The 23,492-nt window shown below is 63.7% G+C and carries 23 protein-coding genes; 21 read left to right on the forward strand and 2 right to left on the reverse strand.

Features of this window, described 5'->3' with window-relative positions:
• Positions 1-7: 7 nt before the first annotated feature.
• The 20 genes from C8J42_RS13040 to C8J42_RS13140 all read left to right on the forward strand — a co-directional run bounded on the left by C8J42_RS13040 (position 8) and on the right by C8J42_RS13140 (position 21,566).
• Positions 8-1,333, forward strand: coding sequence for a phage portal protein (locus C8J42_RS13040; RefSeq protein ID WP_133020357.1), 1,326 nt, complete (start codon positions 8-10; stop codon positions 1,331-1,333).
• On the forward strand, positions 1,320-2,183 hold the full coding sequence (locus C8J42_RS13045) for a head maturation protease, ClpP-related (protein ID WP_165895489.1): 864 nt from the start codon (positions 1,320-1,322) through the stop codon (positions 2,181-2,183). The genes C8J42_RS13040 and C8J42_RS13045 overlap by 14 nt, the downstream gene beginning before the upstream one ends.
• 10 nt (positions 2,184-2,193) lie before the next feature.
• Complete coding sequence (locus C8J42_RS13050; protein WP_133020359.1) at positions 2,194-3,456, forward strand: phage major capsid protein; 1,263 nt, start codon at positions 2,194-2,196, stop codon at positions 3,454-3,456.
• 51 nt (positions 3,457-3,507) lie between these two features.
• Positions 3,508-3,798 (forward strand): hypothetical protein, encoded by a 291-nt coding sequence (locus C8J42_RS13055; RefSeq protein WP_133020360.1) that lies wholly within the window; start codon positions 3,508-3,510, stop codon positions 3,796-3,798.
• A 51-nt stretch (positions 3,799-3,849) separates the two neighbouring features.
• Positions 3,850-4,374 carry a phage gp6-like head-tail connector protein gene (locus tag C8J42_RS13060; protein ID WP_133020361.1) on the forward strand — a complete coding sequence of 175 codons (525 nt, stop codon included), beginning with the start codon at positions 3,850-3,852 and terminating at the stop codon, positions 4,372-4,374.
• A complete protein-coding gene (locus C8J42_RS13065) occupies positions 4,371-4,739 on the forward strand; it encodes a head-tail adaptor protein (RefSeq protein ID WP_133020362.1) in 369 nt (122 codons plus the stop codon). Before C8J42_RS13060 ends, C8J42_RS13065 begins: the two co-directional genes overlap by 4 nt.
• Positions 4,736-5,263 carry an HK97 gp10 family phage protein gene (locus C8J42_RS13070; RefSeq protein WP_133020363.1) on the forward strand — a complete coding sequence of 176 codons (528 nt, stop codon included), beginning with the start codon at positions 4,736-4,738 and terminating at the stop codon, positions 5,261-5,263. The genes C8J42_RS13065 and C8J42_RS13070 overlap by 4 nt, the downstream gene beginning before the upstream one ends.
• A complete protein-coding gene (locus C8J42_RS13075; protein WP_133020364.1) occupies positions 5,260-5,661 on the forward strand; it encodes a hypothetical protein in 402 nt (133 codons plus the stop codon). Before C8J42_RS13070 ends, C8J42_RS13075 begins: the two co-directional genes overlap by 4 nt.
• Before the next feature lie 10 nt (positions 5,662-5,671).
• On the forward strand, positions 5,672-5,956 hold the full coding sequence (locus C8J42_RS13080; RefSeq protein ID WP_133020365.1) for a hypothetical protein: 285 nt from the start codon (positions 5,672-5,674) through the stop codon (positions 5,954-5,956).
• Between the two features lie 67 nt (positions 5,957-6,023).
• Positions 6,024-6,476, forward strand: coding sequence for a hypothetical protein (locus C8J42_RS13085; RefSeq protein ID WP_133020366.1), 453 nt, complete (start codon positions 6,024-6,026; stop codon positions 6,474-6,476).
• A 97-nt stretch (positions 6,477-6,573) separates the two neighbouring features.
• A complete protein-coding gene (locus C8J42_RS13090) occupies positions 6,574-6,996 on the forward strand; it encodes a hypothetical protein (protein WP_133020367.1) in 423 nt (140 codons plus the stop codon).
• 110 nt (positions 6,997-7,106) lie between these two features.
• Positions 7,107-7,427 (forward strand): hypothetical protein, encoded by a 321-nt coding sequence (locus C8J42_RS13095; protein ID WP_243644364.1) that lies wholly within the window; start codon positions 7,107-7,109, stop codon positions 7,425-7,427.
• A 52-nt stretch (positions 7,428-7,479) separates the two neighbouring features.
• The gene (locus C8J42_RS13100) at positions 7,480-12,477 is read left to right on the forward strand and encodes a hypothetical protein (protein WP_133020369.1); all 4,998 of its coding nucleotides are present in this window, start codon (positions 7,480-7,482) and stop codon (positions 12,475-12,477) included.
• Positions 12,474-15,680: a hypothetical protein gene (locus tag C8J42_RS13105; protein ID WP_133020370.1), complete on the forward strand. Its 3,207-nt coding sequence runs from the start codon at positions 12,474-12,476 to the stop codon at positions 15,678-15,680. Before C8J42_RS13100 ends, C8J42_RS13105 begins: the two co-directional genes overlap by 4 nt.
• Before the next feature lie 5 nt (positions 15,681-15,685).
• On the forward strand, positions 15,686-17,980 hold the full coding sequence (locus C8J42_RS13110) for a hypothetical protein (protein ID WP_133020371.1): 2,295 nt from the start codon (positions 15,686-15,688) through the stop codon (positions 17,978-17,980).
• 50 nt (positions 17,981-18,030) lie between these two features.
• Complete coding sequence (locus C8J42_RS13115) at positions 18,031-19,107, forward strand: acyltransferase (RefSeq protein ID WP_165895490.1); 1,077 nt, start codon at positions 18,031-18,033, stop codon at positions 19,105-19,107.
• A gap of 409 nt (positions 19,108-19,516) precedes the next feature.
• Entirely contained in the window at positions 19,517-20,059 is a 543-nt protein-coding gene (locus tag C8J42_RS13125; RefSeq protein ID WP_133020374.1) for a hypothetical protein, read from the forward strand.
• Positions 20,059-20,469, forward strand: a complete 411-nt coding sequence (locus C8J42_RS13130) for a hypothetical protein (RefSeq protein ID WP_133020375.1) — start codon at positions 20,059-20,061, stop codon at positions 20,467-20,469. Before C8J42_RS13125 ends, C8J42_RS13130 begins: the two co-directional genes overlap by 1 nt.
• Positions 20,470-20,587: 118 nt before the next feature.
• Complete coding sequence (locus C8J42_RS13135; protein ID WP_207897123.1) at positions 20,588-21,208, forward strand: hypothetical protein; 621 nt, start codon at positions 20,588-20,590, stop codon at positions 21,206-21,208.
• Positions 21,209-21,230: 22 nt separating this feature from the next.
• A complete protein-coding gene (locus C8J42_RS13140; RefSeq protein WP_133020376.1) occupies positions 21,231-21,566 on the forward strand; it encodes a hypothetical protein in 336 nt (111 codons plus the stop codon).
• A 254-nt stretch (positions 21,567-21,820) separates the two neighbouring features.
• Here the strand turns inward: C8J42_RS13140 and C8J42_RS13150 are convergent, their stop codons facing one another.
• Entirely contained in the window at positions 21,821-21,997 is a 177-nt protein-coding gene (locus C8J42_RS13150; protein WP_165895491.1) for a hypothetical protein, read from the reverse strand.
• Positions 21,997-22,137, reverse strand: a complete 141-nt coding sequence (locus C8J42_RS20155) for a hypothetical protein (RefSeq protein WP_165895492.1) — start codon at positions 22,135-22,137, stop codon at positions 21,997-21,999. The genes C8J42_RS13150 and C8J42_RS20155 overlap by 1 nt, the downstream gene beginning before the upstream one ends.
• Positions 22,138-22,676: 539 nt before the next feature.
• Here C8J42_RS20155 and C8J42_RS13155 point away from each other — a divergent pair.
• On the forward strand, positions 22,677-23,477 hold the full coding sequence (locus tag C8J42_RS13155; protein ID WP_133020379.1) for a class I SAM-dependent methyltransferase: 801 nt from the start codon (positions 22,677-22,679) through the stop codon (positions 23,475-23,477).
• Positions 23,478-23,492: the final 15 nt, after the last annotated feature.

The raw sequence follows: 23,492 nt of genomic DNA on the forward strand, positions 1-23,492 counted from the left end.
AGGGCGTATGGCGGGAATGTCGCCCACCGATTATCAGCGAGCGGCCAAGTTCCGCCGTTCGTTCTCATCGTCCCGTGAAGCGGTCGAACAGCGTCGCGTCTACGCGTACTCGGTCCACGACATTGCCAGCGGCGATCAGGATCCAGTGCTCGGCGCGTTCCTGCGCGGCGGGCGCGAGTCTCTCACCGGCGTCGCGGTCACCGACCGCATGGCGATGCGAAACTCGGTATATTATCGGGGTACGTCGCTGATCGCCGGATCGATCGGGATGCTGCCGCTGTCCCTGTTGCGCCGCAAGGCGGACGGCACAACCGAGAAGGCCGTCGATCACCCGCTCTATTCGGTGCTGAAGACCGACCCGCTCGGTAATGGGGCAATGTCGCCGAACGAGTTCAAGAGCTTCATGCAGCTGGCGGCGCTATTCGACGGCAATGCCTATGCGCGCGTCGTGCGCCTGAACGGCGAGATCCAGGCGCTGGTCCCGTTTGAGCGTAGGACCGTCAAGAAGGAGTGGAACGGCGGCAATCTGCGGTTCCGCCATACGCCGAAGAGTGGTCGTCCCGAGACCCTGGGCCCGGAAGATGTCTTTCATTTTCGAGCCCCTGTATCGCTGGACGGCTTGAATGGTCTCGGGCTGCTCGACGTTGCGGCCGACACGATCGGCCTCGCGCACGTTGCCGAGAAGGCCGTCGCGCGCATGCTCACCAAGGGCGTGATGGCCGGTGGCGCCCTGCAGATGAAGGACGAGCTCAGCGACGAGGCATTCGCCCGGCTGAAAGCAAGTTTGCGCGATGACTATTCGGGCGAGGACGCTGCCGGCGAATGGATGCTGCTGGAAGGCGGCATGGAGCCCAAGCCATTCTCCGGCAGCGCTCGCGAAAACCAGCTCGTCGAACTGCGCAAGTTCGAAGCGGAGCAGGGGTCGCGTTTTACCGGCGTCCCCCGCCCTCTGCTCATGTTCGACGAAACTGCGTGGGGCAGCGGCATCGAGCAGCTTGGTCTGTACTTTGTCGTCTATTGCCTCCTGCCCTGGTTCGTCATCTGGGAGGAAGCCATCTGGCGCCTGCTCAGCCGGAAAGAGAAGCAAGCGCGCGACGGCACCGTTCTTTACGCCAAGTTCAACGAGCGCGCACTGCTGCGCGGGTCGATGAAGAACCAGTCCGACTTCCTCGCCAGCGCGCTCGGGCGCGGCGGCGGCAAGCCATTCATGGAAGCGAACGAGGCCCGCGAGGCGCTCGACATGAACCCGCACCCGGACGGCTACGGCCTCCAACCCCGCGCAGGAACGACAGCCGCGGCCATCGTTGAGGACCAAGATGATGACGAAAAGTAGACTCCGCGCCGTCTTTGCGGCTCAGCGTCCGCCTGAAATTGCGAACGTCGGCTCCGGGTCGGACTGGAAGTTCGAGACGCGCGCTCTCGCCGCTGGTTTCGAAAAGGTCGAAGTCACGGCCCTGGCGTCTGATCGACCGACGATCTCGATTTTCGGTTATATCGGCGACGATGGCGACGGCGGCGGCATCACCACTGCCCGGATCGCGGGCGCGCTGCGCTCGGTTGCGGGCAAGCCTATCACGGTCGAGATCAACTCGCCGGGCGGCAACTATTTCGAGGGCGTGGCGGCGTACAACCTCTTGCGCCGCCATGATGCCGAAGTCCGTGTCGAGGTCGTTGGCATCGCGGCGTCGGCCGCGTCAGTCATCGCAATGGCCGGCGACGAGATCGTGATTGCCGCGAACGCCGAAATCATGATTCACGAAGCGCGCGGGCTGTTCTTCGGCACCAAGTCGGAGATGCGCGACGCGTGGGAGACGCTGGCTCACATCGATACGGCCATGTGCGAGACCTACTCCGCCCGGTCCGGACGCCCGATCGCCGAGTTCGAGGCCATGATCGCTGGGCAAGACGTCTTCCTGCGCGGCCAGGAGGCGATTGATGCGGGTCTCGCAGACTCCCTCATGGAGCGTGAGGCGCAGATGCCAGTCTACGCCTCCGCTGATGAATTCCCGAGCGACAAGCCTTCGCTCGACAAGTTTCTCGCGAAGCATGCCGTGCCGCGCTCTGCGCGTCGCGACCTGTACCGCGCGATGGGTACGCGTAACGCTACCGAACCTGCCACGCCCCGCGCTGGCGATGAACCGGAGGCCGATTATTCGCGCCTCCTTGCCGCCCTTACCGTCTGAAGGAACAGACATGACCAAGTTGACCAACCTGTGCGGCACGTCCGCGCTGGGTCGGGGCCTCATCGCCGTGCGCGCCGAGGTCCAGACCAAGAAGCCCGACAGCATCGAAGCGCTCGCAGTAGCGTTCGAGGCGTTCAAGACGACCCACACCGACCAGCTTGCCGAAATCAAGGCGGGCAAGACCGACGTCGTCACCACCGAGAAGCTCGGCAAGGTCGAGGCGGAACTCGATAAGCTTCAGGCAGCGATCGAGAGCGTCAACCTGAAAGCAGCGCTCGGCAACGACGAGGGCGAACAGGTCCGCGATCCCGAGTACACCAGCCAGTTCCAGGCGTACTTCAAGGGCGGTGCGCCGACCGCGAAGCTCGAGGAACTGCGCGCAGCCGCGACCAAGACGGACGGCGAAGGCGGTTATCTGGCGCCGATCGAGTGGGATCGCTCGATCAGCAAGCGTCAGAAACTCGTCTCGCCGATGCGCCAGAACAGTTCGGTCATCACGATCAGCGGCGCGGGCTTCAAGAAGGTCTATTCCGATGGCGTGGTCGGCAGCGGCTGGGTCGGCGAGACGGCAGCGCGCCCGCAGACGACGACGCCCGGCCTCACGTCGCTCGGCTTCACGATGGGCGAGATCTACGCCAACCCGGCGGCATCGCAGGGGCTCATCGACGATGCCGAGATCGACATCGAGGCATGGCTCGCCGACGAGGTGACTGGCGAGTTCGACAAGCAGGAGGGCATCGCCTTCCTGTCGGGTGACGGCTCGAACAAGCCCGATGGCGTGCTCACCTACGTCACGGGCGGCTCGAACGCCGCAAAGCACCCCTATGGCGCGATTCTCGCGCTGATGTCGGGCGATGCGACGAAGGTAACGAGCGACGCGCTGTTCGACCTGCAGGCGGACCTCCCCGCGGAGTTCCTGGCGAACGCCAAGTTCTACATGAACCGGGCGTCGCAGGCAGCCTTCCGCAAGCTGAAGACCGCGGATGGTGCCTACCTGTGGCAGCCCAGCCTTGCGCTTGGCGTCCCGCCCTCGCTCGCCGGCGAGCCGGTCGTCGACATGCCGGGTATGCCGAACGTCGGGGCCGGTAACGTCGCCGCACTCTATGGCGACATGGTCGAGACCTATCAGGTCATCGACCGCACCGGCGTACGCGTCCTGCGCGATCCGTACACCGCGAAGCCGTTCGTCCTCTTCTACACGACCAAGCGTGTGGGCGGCGGCGTCAAGAACCCGACCGCCATGCGCGCGCTGCGCATCGGCGCCGCGACCTGAAGCTGACGGGGCCGGCCAGCGCGTCGGTCCCGAAACATGGGAGCTACCAAGATGAGTGGTACGAAATCGACGGTCGACACGACCGATATCAAGCCTTCGGACGTCCTCGGGGTGTCCGACACCAAAGGCATGAACGAAGACACCCTGACGCCCGCAACCGACGTGGCCGCCAGCGGCGCGTTCATCGAACCGGAGATCGTCGCGCGCATCGACGTCGATCACCCTGCGGTCGACAACAACCCGCGCAAGGGTCAGCCCGCGATCGCCAACCAGATCGACTTCAACGATCCGCACCTCGGCACCGAGGACGCGGTGAAGAAGAACCTCGAAGCACAGGGCTGACGCCCGCGGCACCGGCTCCGGTCGGTGCCGTCCTATTTTGCGAGGTGGCTTATGGCGATTCCTGTCTCGATCGAAGACGCGCGCCGACAGGTCCGTCTCGACGAAGACGACGATTCGCAAGACGCGGATCTTAACGTCTCCATCGTCGACGCTGCCGCATGGGTTGAAAGGTATACTGGTCATATTCTCGTCGCGCGCGACGTGGTTGAGGTGTTCCGCGTACCGCCTCGCGCGGTTGAGCTTCGAGCGTGGCCGGTCAAGCCAGATGCCGTGCCCATGGTTACCTATGACGACACGGTCGCGGTGCCGGGTGTGCGGCTAGACAGAACCGGACGACCAGCGCGCGTTCTCGCAGCGCAAGGATCTTGCTGGCCTCTTACTCGGACCGATCAGCTTCTGCGGGTTGCTATTCGGGCTGGCTACGAGCCCGGCGACATCGTTCCGGGGAACTTCCGCCGCGCCATGTTGATCCTCATCAGCGCGTACGAGTCCGATCGCGAAGGCGGCGACATCTTCCAGAAAGCGGAGACGGCTGCGAAGTCTCTCTGCCGCGACTTTCGGGCCCGCAACCTGTGACCGTCGGGAAAGGCCGGTCGAGCCGGTACAATCGCCGCATCCAGATCGAGCGGCCGGTCGCGGACACAACATTCGATGGAGCCGGGTCGGGCGAATGGGAAGCCGTAGGGCGTCCGATCGCCGCCAGCGTAGTCGATGCCCTGCCAAGTCGCAGCGAGAAGCTGGCGGACGGGATCAACATCGCCACCCGTCCCGCCCGCGTCCGTATGCGGTTCCGCACCGATCTCGACGCCAGCATGCGGTTCGTCATGACCAAGCCGTTCCCGCGCGTGATGCAGATCATCGCAGGGCCTGCCGAAGTCGGTGTTCGTGAAGAAGTCGAGTTCATGGTCGAGGACTATTCTTCGGCGGGGAACGCCGCATGACCACGGTCACCGGATCCAGCGACGTGCGGCGCTTCATTGCGCAGCTGCCCGCCAATCTGGAAACCAAGGTTCTCCGCGGCGCCGCGCGCGCCGGCGCAACCGTCATCGCCGAGGAAGCCAAGGCGAACACCAATTCGCACGAGGTCGCCGAGGCGGTGAAGGTCGCAACGAAGCGCGAGGGCGATCTGATGATCGGCGCGGTCCAGCTGAAAGGCCCCGGTGCGTATCTCGCGCCGTGGGAGGAATACGGCACCGACCCGCATTTCATCAGCGTCGACCCCAGCCAGGGGGGCGGCATGAGCGTTCGCCGGATCAACGACAAGACGAAAGAAGGTTCGCTCGTCATCGGCGGCGCGTTCGTCGGCAAGACGGTGCATCACCCCGGCGCTGGCGCTCATCCGTTCCTCCGTCCCGCCCTCGACAGCAAAGAGGGCGAGGCCTTCTCTGCCGCGCAGAATTACATCAATTCCCGCATCACCCGCGCCGGGATCGTGGGCCCTGCCGATGTCGAGGACGACGCATGAACGGCGTCGATATCATGGGCTCGCTACTCCGCGGGCACGCGCCGTTGACCGCGATCGTCGCAGCCAATTCGATCAAGGCGGGCGCGCTGCCCGACGGTGTCATCCTGCCGGCTGTTCTCGTTCGGTCCGTTGGAAGCGCCGATCGCCAGATGCTGAAGCGGAAAGACTTCGTCCGCGTGACCGAGCGCGTGTCTGTTGCAGTGCGCGCACCCAGCTACCGCGAGCAGGTTGCCGCGATCAAAGCGATCCGCCGGTCCAGCGCGGGTGTCATCGGCGATTATCCGCCTGTCATGCGCGTCTCGATCCTGACCGCCGGCACCGGGCCCGACATGCGAGGCCCTGCCGACAGCTTCGAGCAGACCCAAGATTTCCGCGTCAGTTACGACGAACCAGTCTGAGGAGAGACCAGTGACCGACACCGACCCCAAGACGAAGCGCGCCTTCGTCATCAGCGACTTTACCGACATTGGCACCGATACCCGTCACGTCGCCGGCACCACGCCGATGATCGAGACCGGCGCGTTCGGTAACTATGAGGCGGCCGGGCTCGTCCGTGCGCCGACGGCAGCCGATGCCAAGGCTCCGGCAAAGCCCAAGACCCGGCCCGCGAAGAAGGCGAAGGCTGTCGCCGCGCCCGCGCCGGCCGCACCGCCCGCCTCCAGCCAGGCAGACGCGCCCCCGCCCGTCGCCTGATCCATTCCGCCCGGTTCCGGGCTGAATACCGCCGGCACCGCCCGGCCCGCCCCAGAAAGGTATTACCATGACGTCCATGACTGCGGCGGGCTCTGCGCTCGCCATTTCGGCGGCCAGCCCCGCCACGAACGACATCGCCGGGTTCACTGCCCTTACTTTCACCGAGATCGGCAACATCGAGAAGATCGGCCCGATCGGCGCCAGCTTCGCGAAGGTTGAGTTTCAGCCGCTCAAGGGCGCCAAGCAAAAATACAAGGGTTCGGCCGATTACGGCGCACTCCAGCCATCGCTGGCGCTCGACAGCGCCGACGCAGGCCAGACCTTGTTGCAGACGTCGGCCGATGACGAGACGCAAAAGCTCTACAGCTTCAAAGTCACCCGCCAGGACGGAACGCTTCGCTACTTCCAGGGCCGCACGTTCGGCATGCCCGAGACGATCGACGGCGCAGATACGATGGTGACGGCAGCGCCGACCGTCGAGATCTGCACGAAGATCATCAAGGCGCCCGCTGCGGCCTGACCCCCTCCCGGCTGAATAAGCCGGTTCCCTGGTATCGGCCCGCTCCGCTTGTCGCGGGTTGCGGGCGGGTCGGTGCAACCCGCGAAAAGGACTACCCATGAAGATCGCAATGCTCGCCGTATCGGCCACCGCCTTCCTGCACCTCAAGGGCCCCGATGGGGCGCTGCTGTACGACGGCAAGGAGAAGGTCGGCATCGAGCTCTACGGCCCCGGCTCGCCCGAGTTCGCGCGCGTCGAAGAGCGCCAGACCGCCCGCGCCATCAAGCGCATGCAGGACAACGACAACAAGGTCAGCCTTGCGCCGATCGAGGACCGTCGTTCGGAGGCCACCGAAGACCTCGCCGCCCTCACTGCCGACTTCCGCCACATCGAGCACGAGGATGCCGATGGGAAGCCGCTCGCCGGCGCCGCGCTGCACGCCGCTGTCTATTCGGATCCCGGCCTCGGCTGGATCAAGGAGCAGGTGACGAAGTTTGTCGGTGACTGGGGAAAGTTCAAGCCCGGCTCGGCCGGGATCTAATCCTCTTCGTCCGGCAGATGGCGTGGCTTCATGCCACGCCAAAGCCTGACCCTAACTCGCGTCGCGGCAAGCTCGAAAACCAACCGCCCCCGATCAGTCGGCGCGAGCAGATGAAGAAAGACGGCATTCAGCCGCAGATGCCCCCGAACCCAGCGCCGCACATCATCGGCCGGTTCATCGAAATGGGCATGACGCAGAGCGACGGCATGGGCCGCACGGTACTCAGCTGGTCAGAGATTTCCGCTTGGTGCGAGCGGACGATGATCAATCTGCCCCCGTGGGAATCACGCCTTATGCGAGAGCTATCCTCGGCATACCTCTCCGAGGGGCGTGTCGCGGAGAGCGGGACCTGTCCGCCCCCATGGCGCGGCATCGTGACGCAACGCGAGCGCGACGTCAGCGAAGCGAACCTAGACCGGTTGCTGGGATAGCCAGCCAATAACGAAGCCGACGCTCGGGCGTCGATACACAGGGAGGCTGCTCATGAACGACGGAACTCCTACGCTCGAGGTCGGCTTCGCGATCAATTCCGGGGGCTCGGTCGATGCCCTCATGCAACTTCAGCGCGCCATGGATACGACCGAAGCAAAGGTCGTCGCCGAGGCTGGCAAGATCACGCGCGCAACGTCAGACATGGTCAACCTCGGCAAGTCGGCCGCAGAGTTCGCCTCGTTCGATATCGCTGCGACCCGCGCCCTGCAAAACGTCGCCAACCAGAAGAAGGCAACCGAGAAGGCCGGCGAGGGCCTGATCCGGCAGCTTGAGCGCGAGACCGCCGCTTTCGGCAAGACCCGCGAAGAAATGCGCGAGACCCGGATCGCGGAAATTGCGCTCGCTGCCAGCAAGCAGGGCAATACGGACCTGTCCGCGCGCCTCGTCGCAGCGGAGTCCGCCCTATACGACAAGCGCTTCGCAGCCGCCCGCAAGGCGCGCGCCGAGACCGAGGCCCTGACGCAAGCACAGGAACAGGCTGCTAGCCAGGCGGTCGCCTCAGCAGAGCGTCAGGCACAGGCATTGCGCTCCGCTGCCTTCGCCCATGATCTGTTCGAGGCAGCGGCGCGGCGTGGCGTGGCGGCTATGCGTGAAATGGAGGCGGCTGAACGGGCGGCTGCATCTACGGCTGAGGCCACACGGATCCGTGATGCTGCACACGCCTACGGCTTGTTCGAGATGGCCGCGCGCAAGGGCGCGGCGGCACAGCGCGAGTTCGAGGCAGCTCAGGCGGCGACGGCGCGGGACGATGAGGCCCAGCGCCTGCGGTCGGCGGCGTTCGCTCATGACCAGTTCGAAGCTGCTGCGCGCCGCGGTGCCGCCGCCCTTCGAGCAGAAGAGGCTGCTGCTGCGAGCGATGCCGCGACGCTGGCCCGCCTGCGCGCGATGATCGACCCGGCGGCAGCATCGCAGAACCGTTTGAATGCCGAACTCGTCGAGGCGCGGCGCGTCATGACCGCAGCCGGCGCGTCTGCGGCCGAGTTGGGCCGCGCGGAAAGCGCGCTCATCGAGCGCACGAACATGGCAGCCCAGCAACACGATCAGATGACGGCATCGGCTCGCAAGAGCGGTGGTGCGCTGAAGAATATCGCGGTCCAGCTGCCGGATATCACGCAAGGATTGCTCACCGGTCAGAAGCCCTTCCAAGTGTTCATCCAGCAGGGTGCGCAGATCTTCCAAGTCGCGCAGATGAGCGAAGGTGGATTGCGCGGGTTCGGCAAGGAGGTTGGCGCTCTCACGCTTCGGTTCGCGCCCCTTCTGATCGGCTTTGCGGCCATCGGCGCCGGGTTCGCGCTGTTCAACCGGTGGGTCAACCAAGGGGTCACCAACGACCAGCTTACGGGTCACCTCGGCAAAATCACTGGCGGCGCGGACGCCACCAAGCAGGAGCTCTACAAGCTCAAAGACGCGACCGTGACCTGGGCCAACACCAGCGAGGCGCTGTTTAGCGTCGTCGGGAAAGACATCGCGGCAGCCTTCGTCGGTGACATGAAGGGCATGGGCAAGGACGTAAAGACGATCCTCAATGATCTCACGTCGTACGGCGTAAATGCCCTTGCTGGCATGTACGCGGCGGTCGCGGGAATGAAGTCGTACCTCGGGGAGGTTGAAAAGGGCGGCATCATCGGCGTCGCGAAGATGCTTGTTGGGCAGGGTGACCCGAAGCTCATCGAAAAGACCATCGGCAAGGATTTCGACACCGCCAAGAAGTACCTCACGGGCCTTGGCGGGCGTGTTCGTGCGGAAGCGATCGAGAACGCTCGCAAGGACAACGCCAAGATAATCGGGTTGAATAATTTCCCGAAGCCAAAGACCGATAAGCATGCCGAGGCGCTAGAGCGCGACGCTGAAGCGACCGAGGCGCAGATCCGCAACCTGTACAAGCTGGCGGATGCGTACAGCGTTTCTGGCGCTGCGGCGCTGATCGCCGAGGCTCGTGTGAAGGCCGAAAGCAAGGCGATCCGGCAGCAGGCGGATATCGAGGCGGCAGTTGACCGGCAGGTGCGACTCTCGATCGCACAACGGGTGTCGGACGCCAGCAAGTCGGCCGCAGCGATGCGCGATCAGGCTCGCATCCAGACCGAAGTGAATGGTGAGGTGGCGGCTGGCAATCTCCCCGCGGCGCTCGCGGGCGAGTTGATGCAGAAGCGCATCGCGGAGCTCCCGTTGCTCGCCGCGCTTGAGGCAGCGCAGCAGCGTGGCCTGAAGGAGGAAGTCGATAAGGCTACCAAGGCACTCGAGGGGCAGCGTAGCGCTCAAGCGGACCTCGACGCGGCCGCAATGGGCGCCCGGTTCGTCGCAGCAGATACCGCAGCTGACAACCGGCTGGCCGACCTCCGCGAAGAGCTTTCGCTGATCGGTGCAACCGATGCTGCCCGCACCCGTGCGCTCGCGACGACGCGCGCCACCCGCGAAGCCCAAGAGATGTTCCCGGGCGCGCTTGCGAACCAAGCGGCGTATATCGCAAAGCAGGTCGAGATCGCCGACAAGACCACGACCCTCGCCGCTGCTCAGCGGTCATATAACGATGCGCTGACGTTCACCGCCGATAAGTGGGACATCATAGCCGGCAAGGTCCAGTCGGCCGGGCAAGGCATGGCTGACGCGTTCGGCGAGGCAGGTCGTGCGATCGGCGATATGGCATCGATCTACGCCACCTATCAGGCTGATCGGACGCGCGCAGAGGCTGAGCATCTAGCGCGCATCAAGGAAGCCGGCACCGATCAGGCCCAGATCGCACGCGAGAACGCGCGCTTCGCTCTCCGGTCGTCCGGTGCTCAGGTTGCGGCGTTCGGCGACGCGGCTGCGGCTGCCAAGGGATTTTTTAAGGAAGGCTCGTCCGGCTACAAGGCTCTGGAGGTCGCTGAGAAGACCTTCCGCGCAATTCAGTTCGCCCTGTCGCTTCGCGCGATGGCTCAGGACGCAATCGAGACCGGCACGAAGCTCGCGACCGGTGCGGCACGGATCGCCGTTGGCGCGACCGAGGCGGTCGTGAACGCGATCAAGAGCCTGCCGTTTCCCCTTAATTTGGCAGCTGGAGCAGCAACTGTAGCTGCGCTGGCGGGCATCGGCGTCTCGGTCGCCGGGTCGTTCGGGGGCGGCAAGAACACGCTGCCCACGTCTAACACCGGCACCGGCACGGTTCTCGGCGACACCTCGGCGAAGAGCGACAGCATCAAGAACTCGATCGATGCGCTGAAGGAGGTCGACACGTTGACGAACACCTTCGCGCGCGAAATGTCGGCTTCGTTGAAGTCCATCGACAGTCAGATCGGCGGCGTTGCGGCCCTCGTGGTGCGCTCGGGCAACATCGACGCGTCGGCAGGCGTCAACACCGGCTTCAAGACCAACGCGGTCGGCTCGACCCTGAAGGCGCTCGTTCCCGTGTTCGGCGGCGCGCTCGCATCGCTGTTCGGCACTAAGACCAGCGTCATCGGAAGCGGCCTCTATGGCGGCGCGCAGTCGGTCGGCAGTATCCTCGGCGGTGGCTTCGACGCGTCCTATTATTCGGACGTCGAGAAGAAGAAGAAGCTTTTCGGCCTCACGACCAGCACCAAATATTCCACGCAGTACGGCGCGGCTGACGCGGGCCTTGAGAATCAGTTCACGCTGATCCTGAAGTCGTTCAACGACGCGATCGCGGCAGCTGCCGGACCGCTCGGCGTTGCCACTGGCGATGTCCAGGCGCGGCTGAACGGCTTCATCGTCAACATCGGCAAAATCGATCTGAAGGGCCTCACCGGCGAGCAGATCGAAGAGAAGCTATCGGCGGTGTTCGGTGCAGCTGCGGACGGCATGGCGGCTGCTGCATTCCCCGGGATCGAGCAGTTCCAGAAGGTGGGCGAAGGCGTGTTCGAGACGCTGGTCCGCGTTGCATCGACCGTCGAGGCGGTCGGCACGTCGCTCTCCCTGCTCGGCACCAACACACAGGCCATGGGGATCGGCGTTAAGCTTGCCCTGGCCGACCAGTTCGACAGCGTCTCGGCGTTGACCGATGCCGCGAGCGCGTATTTCCAGACCTTCTATTCGAAGGAAGAGCAGGCAGCCGCCAAGACGGCGCAGATGACCGGCGTGTTCACTAGCCTCGGTCTGGCGATGCCATCGACGTTGGCAGGGTTCCGTCAACTGGTCGAAGCGCAGGATCTGACGACCGCGGCCGGGCAGTCGACCTATGCCACGCTGCTGAAGCTGGCACCGGCATTCGCCGAACTGCAAGCCTCGCTGGAGGGGGCAAAGAGCGCGGCCGACATCGCCAGCGAGCGGCAGGACCTGCAACGCCAGCTGCTCGAACTGGCCGGCGACACCGCAGCCCTCCGCGCCCTCGACCTTGCCAAGCTCGATCCGTCGAACCGCGCACTACAGGAGCAGATCTACGCGGTGCAGGACGCTCAGACGGCAGCGGCGGCAGCCAAGACGCTCGCCGATGCCTGGACGTCGGTCGGCGACAGCATCACCACCGAGATCGAGCGCATCCGCGGCCTCACCGGCACCAATACGGGCGGCGGCTTTGCCCAGCTGCTCGGGCAGTTCAACGCGGCGAACATGGCCGCGCGCGGTGGCGATCAGGATGCAGCCAAGAGCCTGCCGGGCCTGTCGCAGGCATTGCTGACCGCAGCAGCCGCATCGGCGACTAGCCGGCAGGAACTCGACCGTATCCAGGCGCAGACGGCTGCAGCCCTCGAAGCCACGAACGCGGCGATCAAGGGCATCGCCGGGGTGGTCTCGCCATCGACGCCTACCGGCAAGTCGAACATCACCTTCCTGGACACCGCGGCCATGACGCAGGCCGCGCAGGCATCGCCGGCAGCCGCGAACGACGATCTGCTCGAAGAGGTGAAGTCCCTCCGCGAAGAGATCGTGCAGATGCGTGCCGACAATAATACCGGGCACGCCACGACTGCCGGGAATACCGCGAAGATCGCGCGGAAGTTCGAGGACGTCACCGCAGCGAGCGGCGGCGAGGCGATCAGCGTGGCGAGCGCCGCGTGAAGGTCGTTACCGCCGGCGGTGAAACCATTGAACTCGGCACGACCGAGACGGCGCCGACGATCGGCATCATCGACTATAGCAAACGCGTCACCGACGACTTCGGGGTGACGACGGTCGTCGAGCGCGGGTTCGCGCGGCGCATGTCGGTCCGCCTCGGCGTGCCGTTCGATGACGTCGACGGGTTGCAGCGTCGCCTGGCGGACCTCCGCGCGACGTCGGCGATGTGGGTTGCGGACGAGCGGTTCAACAGCCTGTCGGTTCGCGGGTTCTACAAAGAGTTCGAGATCGATCTCGCCGTTCCGCCACTCAGCTTCTGCACCCTCACCGTCGAGGGCATGGTTGCCACAGACCAGTTGACCGACGCGGGCGGGGATCCGGCACCAACGGGCTACGCTTCGACTCTCCAGCTGCTGCAGCCGGTCATCATGACCAACAGCGTGTTGGCGACCAGCAACGTGATCGAAGACGATTACCCGGAATGGTCTGCGGGGATCAGCTACGCGCTTGGCGCCCACGTCATCAAAGCCGCCACGCACCGGGTCTATGAGAACGCGAAGGCTGCGAACGTGGGCAACGACCCGGCAGGCGCGTCTGGGCTCTGGATTGACGTCGGGCCGACCAAGCGCTGGGCGATGTTCGATCAGGCGCTCGGCACGGCCTCGACGGCTACGGGATCGATCGAGGTCACCCTGACTGCCGGGACCGTCCAGGCCGTCGCGCTGCTTGACGTCGTGGCAACCGCGGTACGGGTGCGCGCAACCGGATACGATCGCACGCTCGCGGTCGGCGCCGGTGCGGTCACCTTCCTTGACCTGCCATCGGCGACCGGCGCGGTGACGGTGACCATCACCGGCCCGAGCACGGTATCGGTCGGCACGCTACTGATCGGTAGCCTCGTCGCGCTGGGCATTACTGAGGCCTCGCCGACGGCGGGCATCACCGATTACAGCCGCAAGGACGTCGACGACTTCGGCGAGGTGACGATCGTTCAGCGCGCGTGGGCGAAGCGGATGACCGCGAAGGCCCTAATCCGGACGGACGCGATCGATGCCGTCGCCAACCGCATCACCGCGGTACGAGCGCGGCCGTCGCTCTGGATCGGGCAAGCCGGGCTCGACAGCCTCACGATCTACGGGTTCTTTAAGGACTTCTCGATCGAGGCGGGCGAAGGCGTCAGTAAGCTGTCGCTGTCGATCGAAGGCCTGAGCGTTGCGGCGAAGGTGGAGCCGCTCAGCGTCGAGTGGGAGAACATCAAGGACAGCAACCCCGCCAAACCGAAGCCCGACGACGGCGCGACGAATAGCGCGGATCCTGCATCGCCGCTCGGGCCGGATGACACCGTCGGCGAGGTGCTCAACTTCCTCGCCGAGGCTCGCCGCAATGCGACCGAGGGGCTGGAGCAGATCGCCGCGGCGAAGGCCGCGCTCGACATCGCGCGCGGTGATCTCGACCGCGTCCTGCTACAGGCGCGTCAGACGGTCCAGGCTGCACTGTCGGGCCAGTTGCTGGAGCAACGACGGAAAGCTCGCGTCGACTTCCTGACGCATCTCGACGGCGTGCAGGTCGGGGTGGCTATCCAGAACGAGACGACGCAGCGGATCGAAGGCGAACTTGCCACGGCGACGGTCTTCGCCCTGCTCGGCGCCAAGAACTCGACCGGCACGGCATTCATTCTGAATAGTGGGACGGTTCTCGTCGCACCCGGCCAGTCGCTCGCGCAGAAGTTCGAGACGATCGAGGCGGAGGTCGACGGCGTCAGCGGCGACACCGCAGCGGCGATCACCCGTCTCGACCAGGCGGATGCGGACGAGGCCGAAGCCCGGGCTCAGGCGATCACCGCGTTGCAGACCAGCTTCTCGGATTCACTAGTGCAGACGAATGGGTCGATCACCGATTTGGCGCTCGTCGTCAGCGATGCCGACCACGCGCTGGCGCAAAGCATCACCGACCTCGGCACGACGTTCGACGGCAAGCTGTCGGACACGGCTGCCGCCATAACGCTCGTGCAGGAAGCGGTAAGCGATGAGACGGCAGCCCGAGCGACCGCGATCACCAATCTCACAACGTCCTTCACCAACTCGATCGGCGAAGCGGTCGGCGCGGCGGCCACCACGTTCAACCAGGCCATCTCGTCGGAGACCGAGGCGCGCGCGCAGGCCATCACCGACCTGAGCGCCAGTTTCACGACGGCGCTCGGCACGGCGATCGGCGCCGCGGTGACGAACTTCGGGCTGGCGATCGCCGACGAAAGCGAGGCGCGGGCGGAGCAGTACGGCTTGGTCACCGCACGCCTGAACAACGTCGGCGGCGGCACGGCCTCGGTGGAGCAGCTGTTCTCGGCGCAGGCGGACGCGCTCGGCAACCTGTCGGCCCGTGCCGGGCTCGCTGTCACTGCAGGCGGGGTCGTCAGTGGCATCTTCGTCACGGCCGCGGATGGTTCGAACGGCAAGATCAGCGACATCACCTTTGCGGCCATGACGATCAACGTCAGCACCGCGAAGCTGATCTTCAACAACGGGTCGGTGATGAAGGTGCTCGGCACCGGGTTCGGCGTCGGCAACGAGTTCATTGACTGGTTCGGCCCATCGATGCCGTTCGCGCAGTGCTCGCGCACGAATGGCATCGTTTGGCAGACGGTCACCGGCGATGCCTATTTCGGCGGCGCGCTCTCCGCTGGGGTGCTGACGAACGGCGGGCAGAGCAGCAGTGTCGGGGCCGACGTCATCGCCGATACCGGCGGGTTCGGCTCGAACGGGGGCAAGATCACCGTCGTCATGACCTGGTCTTACAGTTGGTCGTTGAATGTGACTTACAGCGGCTCTGCTAGCAGCAAGCAATCGTTCGACAATGCCGCAGCTGCGTACGGCGCGACCTCTCAGGACGGCAACTTCTTCACCGGCACTCGTGTCGAGACCGGCAATCCCACTCTTGTGCTCGCGCGCGAGATTGGGGGCTCGGCCCGTATCGACGTCGCGACACCTACGATCAGCAAGGGCGTCGGCACGTTCAGTGGCTCCCGCCCGATTGCCGAGGGGGAGCCGGGCCAAGCCACCTTCACGGCGAACTGGTCGGCGAGCCTAACCTACACCGACCCGGATCAGATCATCGCCGATCGCCGGTTTCTCGCCACCCTCGCGCGTGGGTTCACCGCCGGGAACGGCGCCGTCTCGCAGCGCGTCACCATCATCACGACCGAGGAATAGCGGCTATGGCAATAGACGATCAGCTGGCCGTACTGCTGGCGCAGAACGCTGACCTCTTCGCGACTTACGAGGAATGGGCGAACGGGCAGATCATGCTGCTCGCGGGCGCCGCCGATGATCCGAACAGCTTCAATGAGGCGGGCGGAAAAACGGGGGCGCTCGGCTACTATCCAGTGGTCAACGTGAGCGGGCAGACCATATACGTCCCTTGTATGGCGCGCTTGCGGCATATAGCGCTTGATGGGGTCACCGACGCTCTTGAATCCTCGGTCGTCAGCGGAGAAGGCCTCCTGCATGCAGAGGGCGCAATCGGTGATCTTCTCCGGTTAAACGTTCCCGCATCGACTCTGGATGAGGCGCGAGCGGGTATACGAAACGACGTCGCCCTAACCCCGCAGTCGGGCAAGGCCGCGATTGACCAGAGTGCCGCCAGTCTCTCCGAGAGGATCTCGGATGCGAAGTCCAATCCCTCATTATCACAGGCCAACATCGCAGCGGCTTACGCCGCCGGGGTCGCCTTTCCCGATCCGGTGGCTCGGGCGTTGGCGAATAATGTAGTCTATCCCAGCGCACCCGCGAATGGCTTGGACGATACCGCAACGATCGTCGACTTTTTCGCTCGAGCGCAGGGTAGGGTAGCCTTCCTGCCAGCGGGCACATGGAAGGTTAAGTCGCTTATCGTGAGCGCATTTAACAGAACTGTCATTCGGGGTGTCCCCGGCCTAACAACTATTGAGGGTGACTTTGATTACAGGGTCATTCGAATGATTGATTCAAGTGATGCAACCATAGAGGACATATCATTTAGAACAACTTACGCTAACACTACTGAGGACGCCACATTCGCGGTAGTATACTGTAACTTGAACTCACTGAGGAATGTGAGATTTAGACGTTGTAAATTCAGCGCCCCTAACGCAAACACCAGCGGCTTTAACGCATTCCCTCGTAGCCGAATTAATAATCTTACTGATACGTCGGTGGTAGACGGGCTATGGCTTGAAGATTGTATCTTTGAGGATATCGGGCGGATCGCCATAACGCTTATGAATCGCGGCTTCACTGCCCAAGATCGCTATACCGCCTTCCAGAAGGCGTATGTCGTAGGTTGCACATTCAAGAATGTCGGCCTGATCAGCCAGTACGGGTTTGCGATCAGCCTCGACGGTGTCGGTCAGATCTTCCGGGTCAACAATAACTACATGGAAAATCTGCGGGATATCGGCATCGAGAACACCGGATTTTCTCATGGCCAAGTAATTGGCAACCGCGGTTCGAAATTTGGCCGCGGCTGGCGTATGCTTACCATGAACACGACCGACCCAACGGCGCAGGGCGCGGTTTCGTGCGTCGGCAGCATCTCGGGCACGGTGCTAACGGTCACTTCTGTCGTAGGCGGGCTCGCGCCCATGTGCTGTTTAGCGGCGGGCACAATCGCGGCAAACACGTACATCGTTAAGCAGCTTACTGGCGCTACGGGAGGACCAGGGACTTACTCCGTGTCCGTTCCCCAAACCGTTGCCAGCACGGCGATCAGCGTGACCGTACAGATATCGAACGTCGAGGTTCGGGATAACCGCATGCTGGGGGATCCGGCTGGCGCCGTACCCTGCTATTTCTTAGGGATGGATGCATCCTGCGCCGTTTCAGACAATTACTTCATTACGACAAACAGCCTCAACAGCGGGGCCAACCAAGGGGAGGCCGTGTATGTCAAAGGGTGTTATGGTACTCGGTTTGCTCGCGAGACGTATATCAACGCAGATCCAGCGGGACGATACGCGCTGACCCTTACGGGAACGGCCAAGTTCTGCGACTTCGCAGATTGCCATTTCGACAACTCGGCAAACACTTCTGCATTTGCTACTATCCGATTCACGGACTCGGTGATCCGGAATACAGTTTCAGGACGCACGACTATAGTGAAACCTGCAACCGGCCCATACGCGGATCAGCAAGGTAGCGCTCTTGATAACTCGGTCGCTCCCTTCGATGATGGGACCTCTACCATCGTCGGGAATTACAAAACTTTGTCTCTGTCAGACGCTGATACGACGCTTCTCACCGAGCCTATTAATTATGGCTTTATCGACATAACCGGCGCCCTAACTGCTGCACGTAAGCTCACGGTCGGCGCAGGCATGGTAAGAAGCGGTTGTCGGATACGCAACGGTACTAACCAAGCTTTACAGTTGGTGCTCGCCACGTCAGCCGGGTCAGTGAATGGCGACATAATTGCTGCGGGCGCTTCTGTAACTGCTATATACAGTCGATCAGCGGGTACTGTTAAGGCGGCTTGAGGGTCACGGCAAAGGCATGATAGCTTGCCTTAAATCAACGGGGGTAAATGATGGGCAAGCGGCTCGAAGAGTTAGACGGGCTGCGTGGCATCGCGGCTGCGATGGTTTTCATCGGACACGCGGTAGCTATCGCCCCGCCCGGCCGTTTCACCGATATAGCCCAAACACCATGGATCGCGGCCTTTTATCAAGGACATGCGCCTGTTTACCTATTCTTTGTGCTGAGCGGATTCGTGCTGAGCCTGCCCTTTTTGCAGGGCGGTAGGCCAATGAACTATGGGAAATTCTTCGTTCAGCGGGTGTTCCGGATCTACCCGGCATACCTGACCGCACTCGCGTTCGCGTTGGCGGCGATCATATTGTATGATCCCGCTCGCATGGCCGGCGTGAGCGAGTGGGGCTCGTCGTTCTGGACTGGCGGTATAGCGTCGATCCCCGCGACTCAAATCGTGCGCCACGTCCTGCTTGTGCCTCAGTTTAACAGCCATCTTATAAATCCTCCTGTGTGGAGCATGACCATTGAGATGCGCATGTCGCTGGTTGTTCCGGCGCTGATACTTGTTCAGCAGGGCGCGCGTGGCGCGATGTCGATTGCGGTGCTGGCAATCTGCTACTGCTTGGCTTGGATTGATGCCCTGTATTTTCTGCCGATGTTTGCCCTCGGCGCGCTAATGGCGCGGCACTGGCAGGCGCTTACAACGTTCGGCGCGACAGCCAGCCGGTTCCAGGCCGCGGGCCTTCTGGCACTAGCGCTAGTCCTTTATTCGATGCCGATGACCCTACCGGAGTCCGCGTCTACGTGGACCCCTCATCTTGCCGCCATAGGGAGTGCAATCGCTATCGTTCTAGCGTCATCACGAAACCGGCTTACCGCACTTTTACAGTCTAAGCCGATCGATATGATGGGCAAATTGTCGTACAGTTTTTATCTTTTGCATTTCCCCGTGCTGCTGCTTTCCGTCTGTTATTTACGAGCGTCCGTCGGATTGTTCTTTGCCGAAATCGTCGCCGCTGTGGTGACTTTCGGGTTGAGCTGGGTGAGTTATACCCAAATTGAAAAGAGTGCGATCGGCGTTGGTAAGTCGCTCTGGCGACGGCTTAGCCCTCCACCGCTCCAACCAGCATAAGAGGGATCCGGGCTGCCTATCGCCGTGCGCTATCGGCGGCTAGCTTCGCTTCGCGCTGCTGAGCTAACTCCCGATTCCGCAGGGCATCGGCGTCATGGCGTTGCCGAATTGCCAGCCTGCGCCTGGAGCGCTTCCGCTCCTTGAGTAGCCGCCATGTGATCGAACCTGCGGCGCTCAACGCGATCACGATCATCATTGCGTGCATGGTTTCTCCAGTGCGCTGAACCTGACTAGCTTCAATAGCAGCCGTTTCGGTTCTGGCTAACCCGTGAACCCGCCCATCCTCGATCTTCATAGGTAGCGGGCAGTAGCAGGCGTCCGCGCGATTAGCCGCGCCTCCTTCTGACTAAACGCCAACATCAATCACCAGCACCATCGCGACACATACGGTCGCGGGAAGGGATGACGCATGACCGCGATAGACAATGTAAGTTATGCAGTACAAGCCATCGCCCGCGGCCCGATGACGGTCGCGCCGCCCAGCTTCAACGGGCACGGGTGGCTCGTCGTGGTGAACCTCGCCGGCTTCACGGCGGGCTTCATCATCGCGACGATGCTGGCCCTGAAGATGGCCCGCGACATCCGACGCAACTGGTCGACCGACAAGCTCAGCCACCCTGTTACGGTGTGGCGGATGTTCGGTGGGGCAGTCAGCGCGGCTATGGCGATCCGGTTCGGCCCAGCCGCAATGGTCCTTTGGGGCTGGGATCCGACGAACGCCGCGGCAACTGCCTGGCTGCTGACGTTCCAGCGCATGACCGACCCGATCGCGTTCACGCTGGGGCTGCTCGCCTTGGCGATGTTCGAAATTTCCGGCAAGGGAATGTCCGAGCACCTGAAGCGCCAGCCCCTGCCCCTCCGGATATGGGCCAAGCGCGAGCAGCTACGACGTCCCGCCTGCATAACCCTCCTGAGCCTGATCGCTGCGATCGGCGTTGTGAGCACGCGCTAATGTGGCGCTTCATTGCGACCGCAGGCGCGGCGCTACCAGTGGCGGCTACCGCCATCGCGAAGGACAAGGGCGCGGTCGTCGCGCAAAGCGTCCCCCAGATCTCTTACTTCGTCGGGTACCCGTTCGAGACCGGCAGCATGATCGCCGGCATCTGCGCGTGCCTCGCCGTGCGGTTCTACGTCAGCCAGGAAGACCGCAAGGATCATCGCTGGGGCGTCGACCTTCCCGTGTCGCTGCTGACCCTGCTGTTCACGGCGGGGATGATCATCCGCCTACGTCCTGAGCCCTTCTGGGCGTTGGTCTACGGCACTGGGCTGGGCTCGGCTGGCGTCCTGCTGATCAGCGCCTGCCTGGCATGGGTGAAGCGGGGCAGCGACCTGTTCCAGCCTCCCGAGAAGCCCGCGCCGTAACGGCCCGCCTCTAGCGCACCGGGAGCGCGAGGCGGGCCGGCCGGAGCACGTTGGAGGAAACCCCGGCACCGGCTGAACTGCTAACCCGCAATATCGTCTCACACCGAAGGGAATATATATGGCGACGGCATCAAAGCCGGCGACCGCCCCTGCGCGCCCGGCGCACGGGCTGGCGTCTCCGGACAAATTCTTCGCGTCGATTCGCCCACTGTTCGGGACGATGACGAAGGCGCAGGTCGAGGGCATCCAGGCGAAGCTGGCCGCGTTCGCCGCGCAGGCCTCGCCCCTGGCGTACGTCGCGTACGGGCTCGCCACCTCGTTTCATGAAACCGCCCAGCGCATGCAGCCGGTTCCAGAGATCGGCCGCGGCAGAGGCAAGGCGTATGGCAAGCCGGGCAAGCATGGCGGGCAGATCGCCTACGGACGGGGCGATGTCCAGCTAACCCACGACTACAACTACGAGACTGCAGACGACGAGCTCGGGCTGAAGGGCGCGCTGACGTCGAACTATGATCGCGCACTCGAGACCGATATCTCCGCGCAGATCATGGTGCTCGGCATGACCGAAGGCTGGTTCACCGGGAAGCGGTTTGCCAGCTACTTGCCCGCGAACGGGCCAGCGACGACCGTCCAGTTCGCCTCGGCGCGCCGCATCATCAACGGGATCGACCGCGCCGAGAAGGTCGCGGGATACGCGATGTCCTTCCAAGCCGCGCTCGTCGCCGGCGGTTGGGCCTGATTTCTCAAGCGAAGGACTGACCATGAAGAAGATGCTGACCGCTACGCTATGCGCGGCGTCGATGATGCTCGCCAGCTGCGCGACGATGCCGACCCCGTCGACCGGGCAGGCGGCGCAGATCGGGGCCGCGATCGATCGGGCTCAGGCTGCATACGATCGGATCGCGGCGACCGCCTCCCTCGTGCTTCCGTTCCTATCCCCAGAGCGCGCCGCGCGCGTGCGCCTGGCGATGTCGCTGGCTGAACGCGGTCTACTGGCAGCGCGGTATGCAGCAACGGCAGCGGAGCAGCTTGCCGCGCTGAAGCAGGCCGAGGCGGCGACCGCGGCAATCGAGGTCACCGCTGCGCCGTCCCCGTGACCTCACTTCCTCAGCGCATGCATGACCGTAGTGTGATGGCGTCCGACAGCTTGGCCGATCGCGTACATACTGAATCCGTCGTCCGATAGGCGCTTCCACAGTGCGACCCTGGCGCGGACGACGGCGACAGTGCGTCCTCTGCCCATGACGTCCTCCGGGGTAACGTCATGGGCAGCGGCGGCCTCCGCAGCGTATTGCGCAACCCGGGAAGCGGATGGGGCGCGGCTGGTCATGTCGTCTGCACGATAAGAAGCCTACTGCGGCGTCGCGTCATTGATCGCATCTACCGCGGCGGCAACCCGGCGCCAGTCCTCGACCGCCACGCGATCACCGAGCACGTCGCCCAGCTGCTCGATGATATAGTCGGAGGTCAGCGCGCCATGCTCCGCGAGGATCTCGCCCGCCTTCACCATCACGTCGCGGTCGGTCATCATATATCGAGGTTGCGCCGTTCGATCTCGGCGAGCAGCGCGTTGGCTACCATGTCGTTCGGGCGGCCCGTCGTCTGCTGGTACGCGCGCAACAGTTCGGCGTCTGCCATGTCGCTCGGCTTGGGTGTCGGCTCGTCCATTCGGGGAGCCTAGCGGGGCGCACAGCAGCGCACAACAATGCGAGTGCATTGGTGCAGCCGCCGCGCTACCAAGTAGAACGCCATATCGGAACCCGAACTAGGCAGATTTCAAACGTATGGCATATTGCATGGTATGCGGCGGCGGCGTCTCGTAAAATATGCCGAAATAACAACGCTAAGTAGGCGTTGTTAAGACAGACACCCGCTCCGCCACCACCCTCGTTTTTCCCGTTCTTTCCTGGCCTCCGGACTTGATTAAGGGCGGTTTTCTGTCGGTTTCGCATGACTGTGGGACGAGCGGTACGTTTGTGTCTGCTTACCGAATGTCCGCAGTTGGCATGTTCCCTAACCTATTCGCGCCGTCCAGGACGGGGTTCGTCGAAGTGATAAGCCACTACCTGGATCTGCCATTAAAAATGTCGCTCACAAAAGGCGTTGGGCGATGCTGGGTGTCCCGGACACAGCCAAGGCCCTTGAGATTGTGTGATCGGCTCGTGCGGGGCATTGTCGCCGAAGAATCGCTCAGGGAGTGTAACGCTATGAACCGACTGCTCGCCGCCTTGACCTGTATCGTCGCGTTTGGCGCTACCGGGGTGGGGGCACAATCCGTTGCCCCCTCGAAGGACATCGCTGCCGTGCTCGCATCGCCGACGCGGACGCCGGCGAACCGCGCGCGCGATCGCTATCGTCACCCGGCGCAGACATTGGCCTTTTTCGGCGTCAAGCCGACGCAGACGATCGTCGAATTCCTGCCGGCGGGCGGCTGGTATGCCGAGATCCTCGCGCCGCTGGTGAAGGGTCGGGGGCATTATGTCGCGCTGGTGCCGACCGCGCAGGCCGAGCGCACCCGCAGCGCCTTTGCCGCGAAGACCGCGGAGTACGGCGTGACGCAGGTCGCGACGATCGACTTCAAGACCGGAGCGTCCTCGATCCCGGCGGGAAGCGCGGATGTGCTGCTGACGTTCCGTAACGTCCACAACCTCTTGATGCAGGACGACCCCGCCGTCGCGGGCCGCGTGTTCAAGGCGTTCTATGCGGCGCTCAAGCCGGGCGGCGTGCTCGGCGTCGTCGATCATCGCCTGCCGGAGGAAATGGACACGGCGCGTGAGAAGACGAGCGGCTACATCAAGCGATCGACGGTCGTTCGGCTGGCGCAGGAGGCGGGCTTCGCGCTTGCCGCAGAATCGCGGATCAACGCCAATCCCAAGGATACCCACGACCATCCGGAAGGCGTCTGGACGCTGCCGCCGAGCTATCGATTGAAGGACGTCGATCACGCCAAATATGCTGCGATCGGCGAGAGCGACCGGTTCACGCTACGGTTCGTAAAGGCGCGCTGATCGCACTGGCTCGCG

The organism is Sphingomonas sp. PP-CE-1A-559, assembly GCF_004340965.1.
Lineage (GTDB): Bacteria > Pseudomonadota > Alphaproteobacteria > Sphingomonadales > Sphingomonadaceae > Sphingomonas.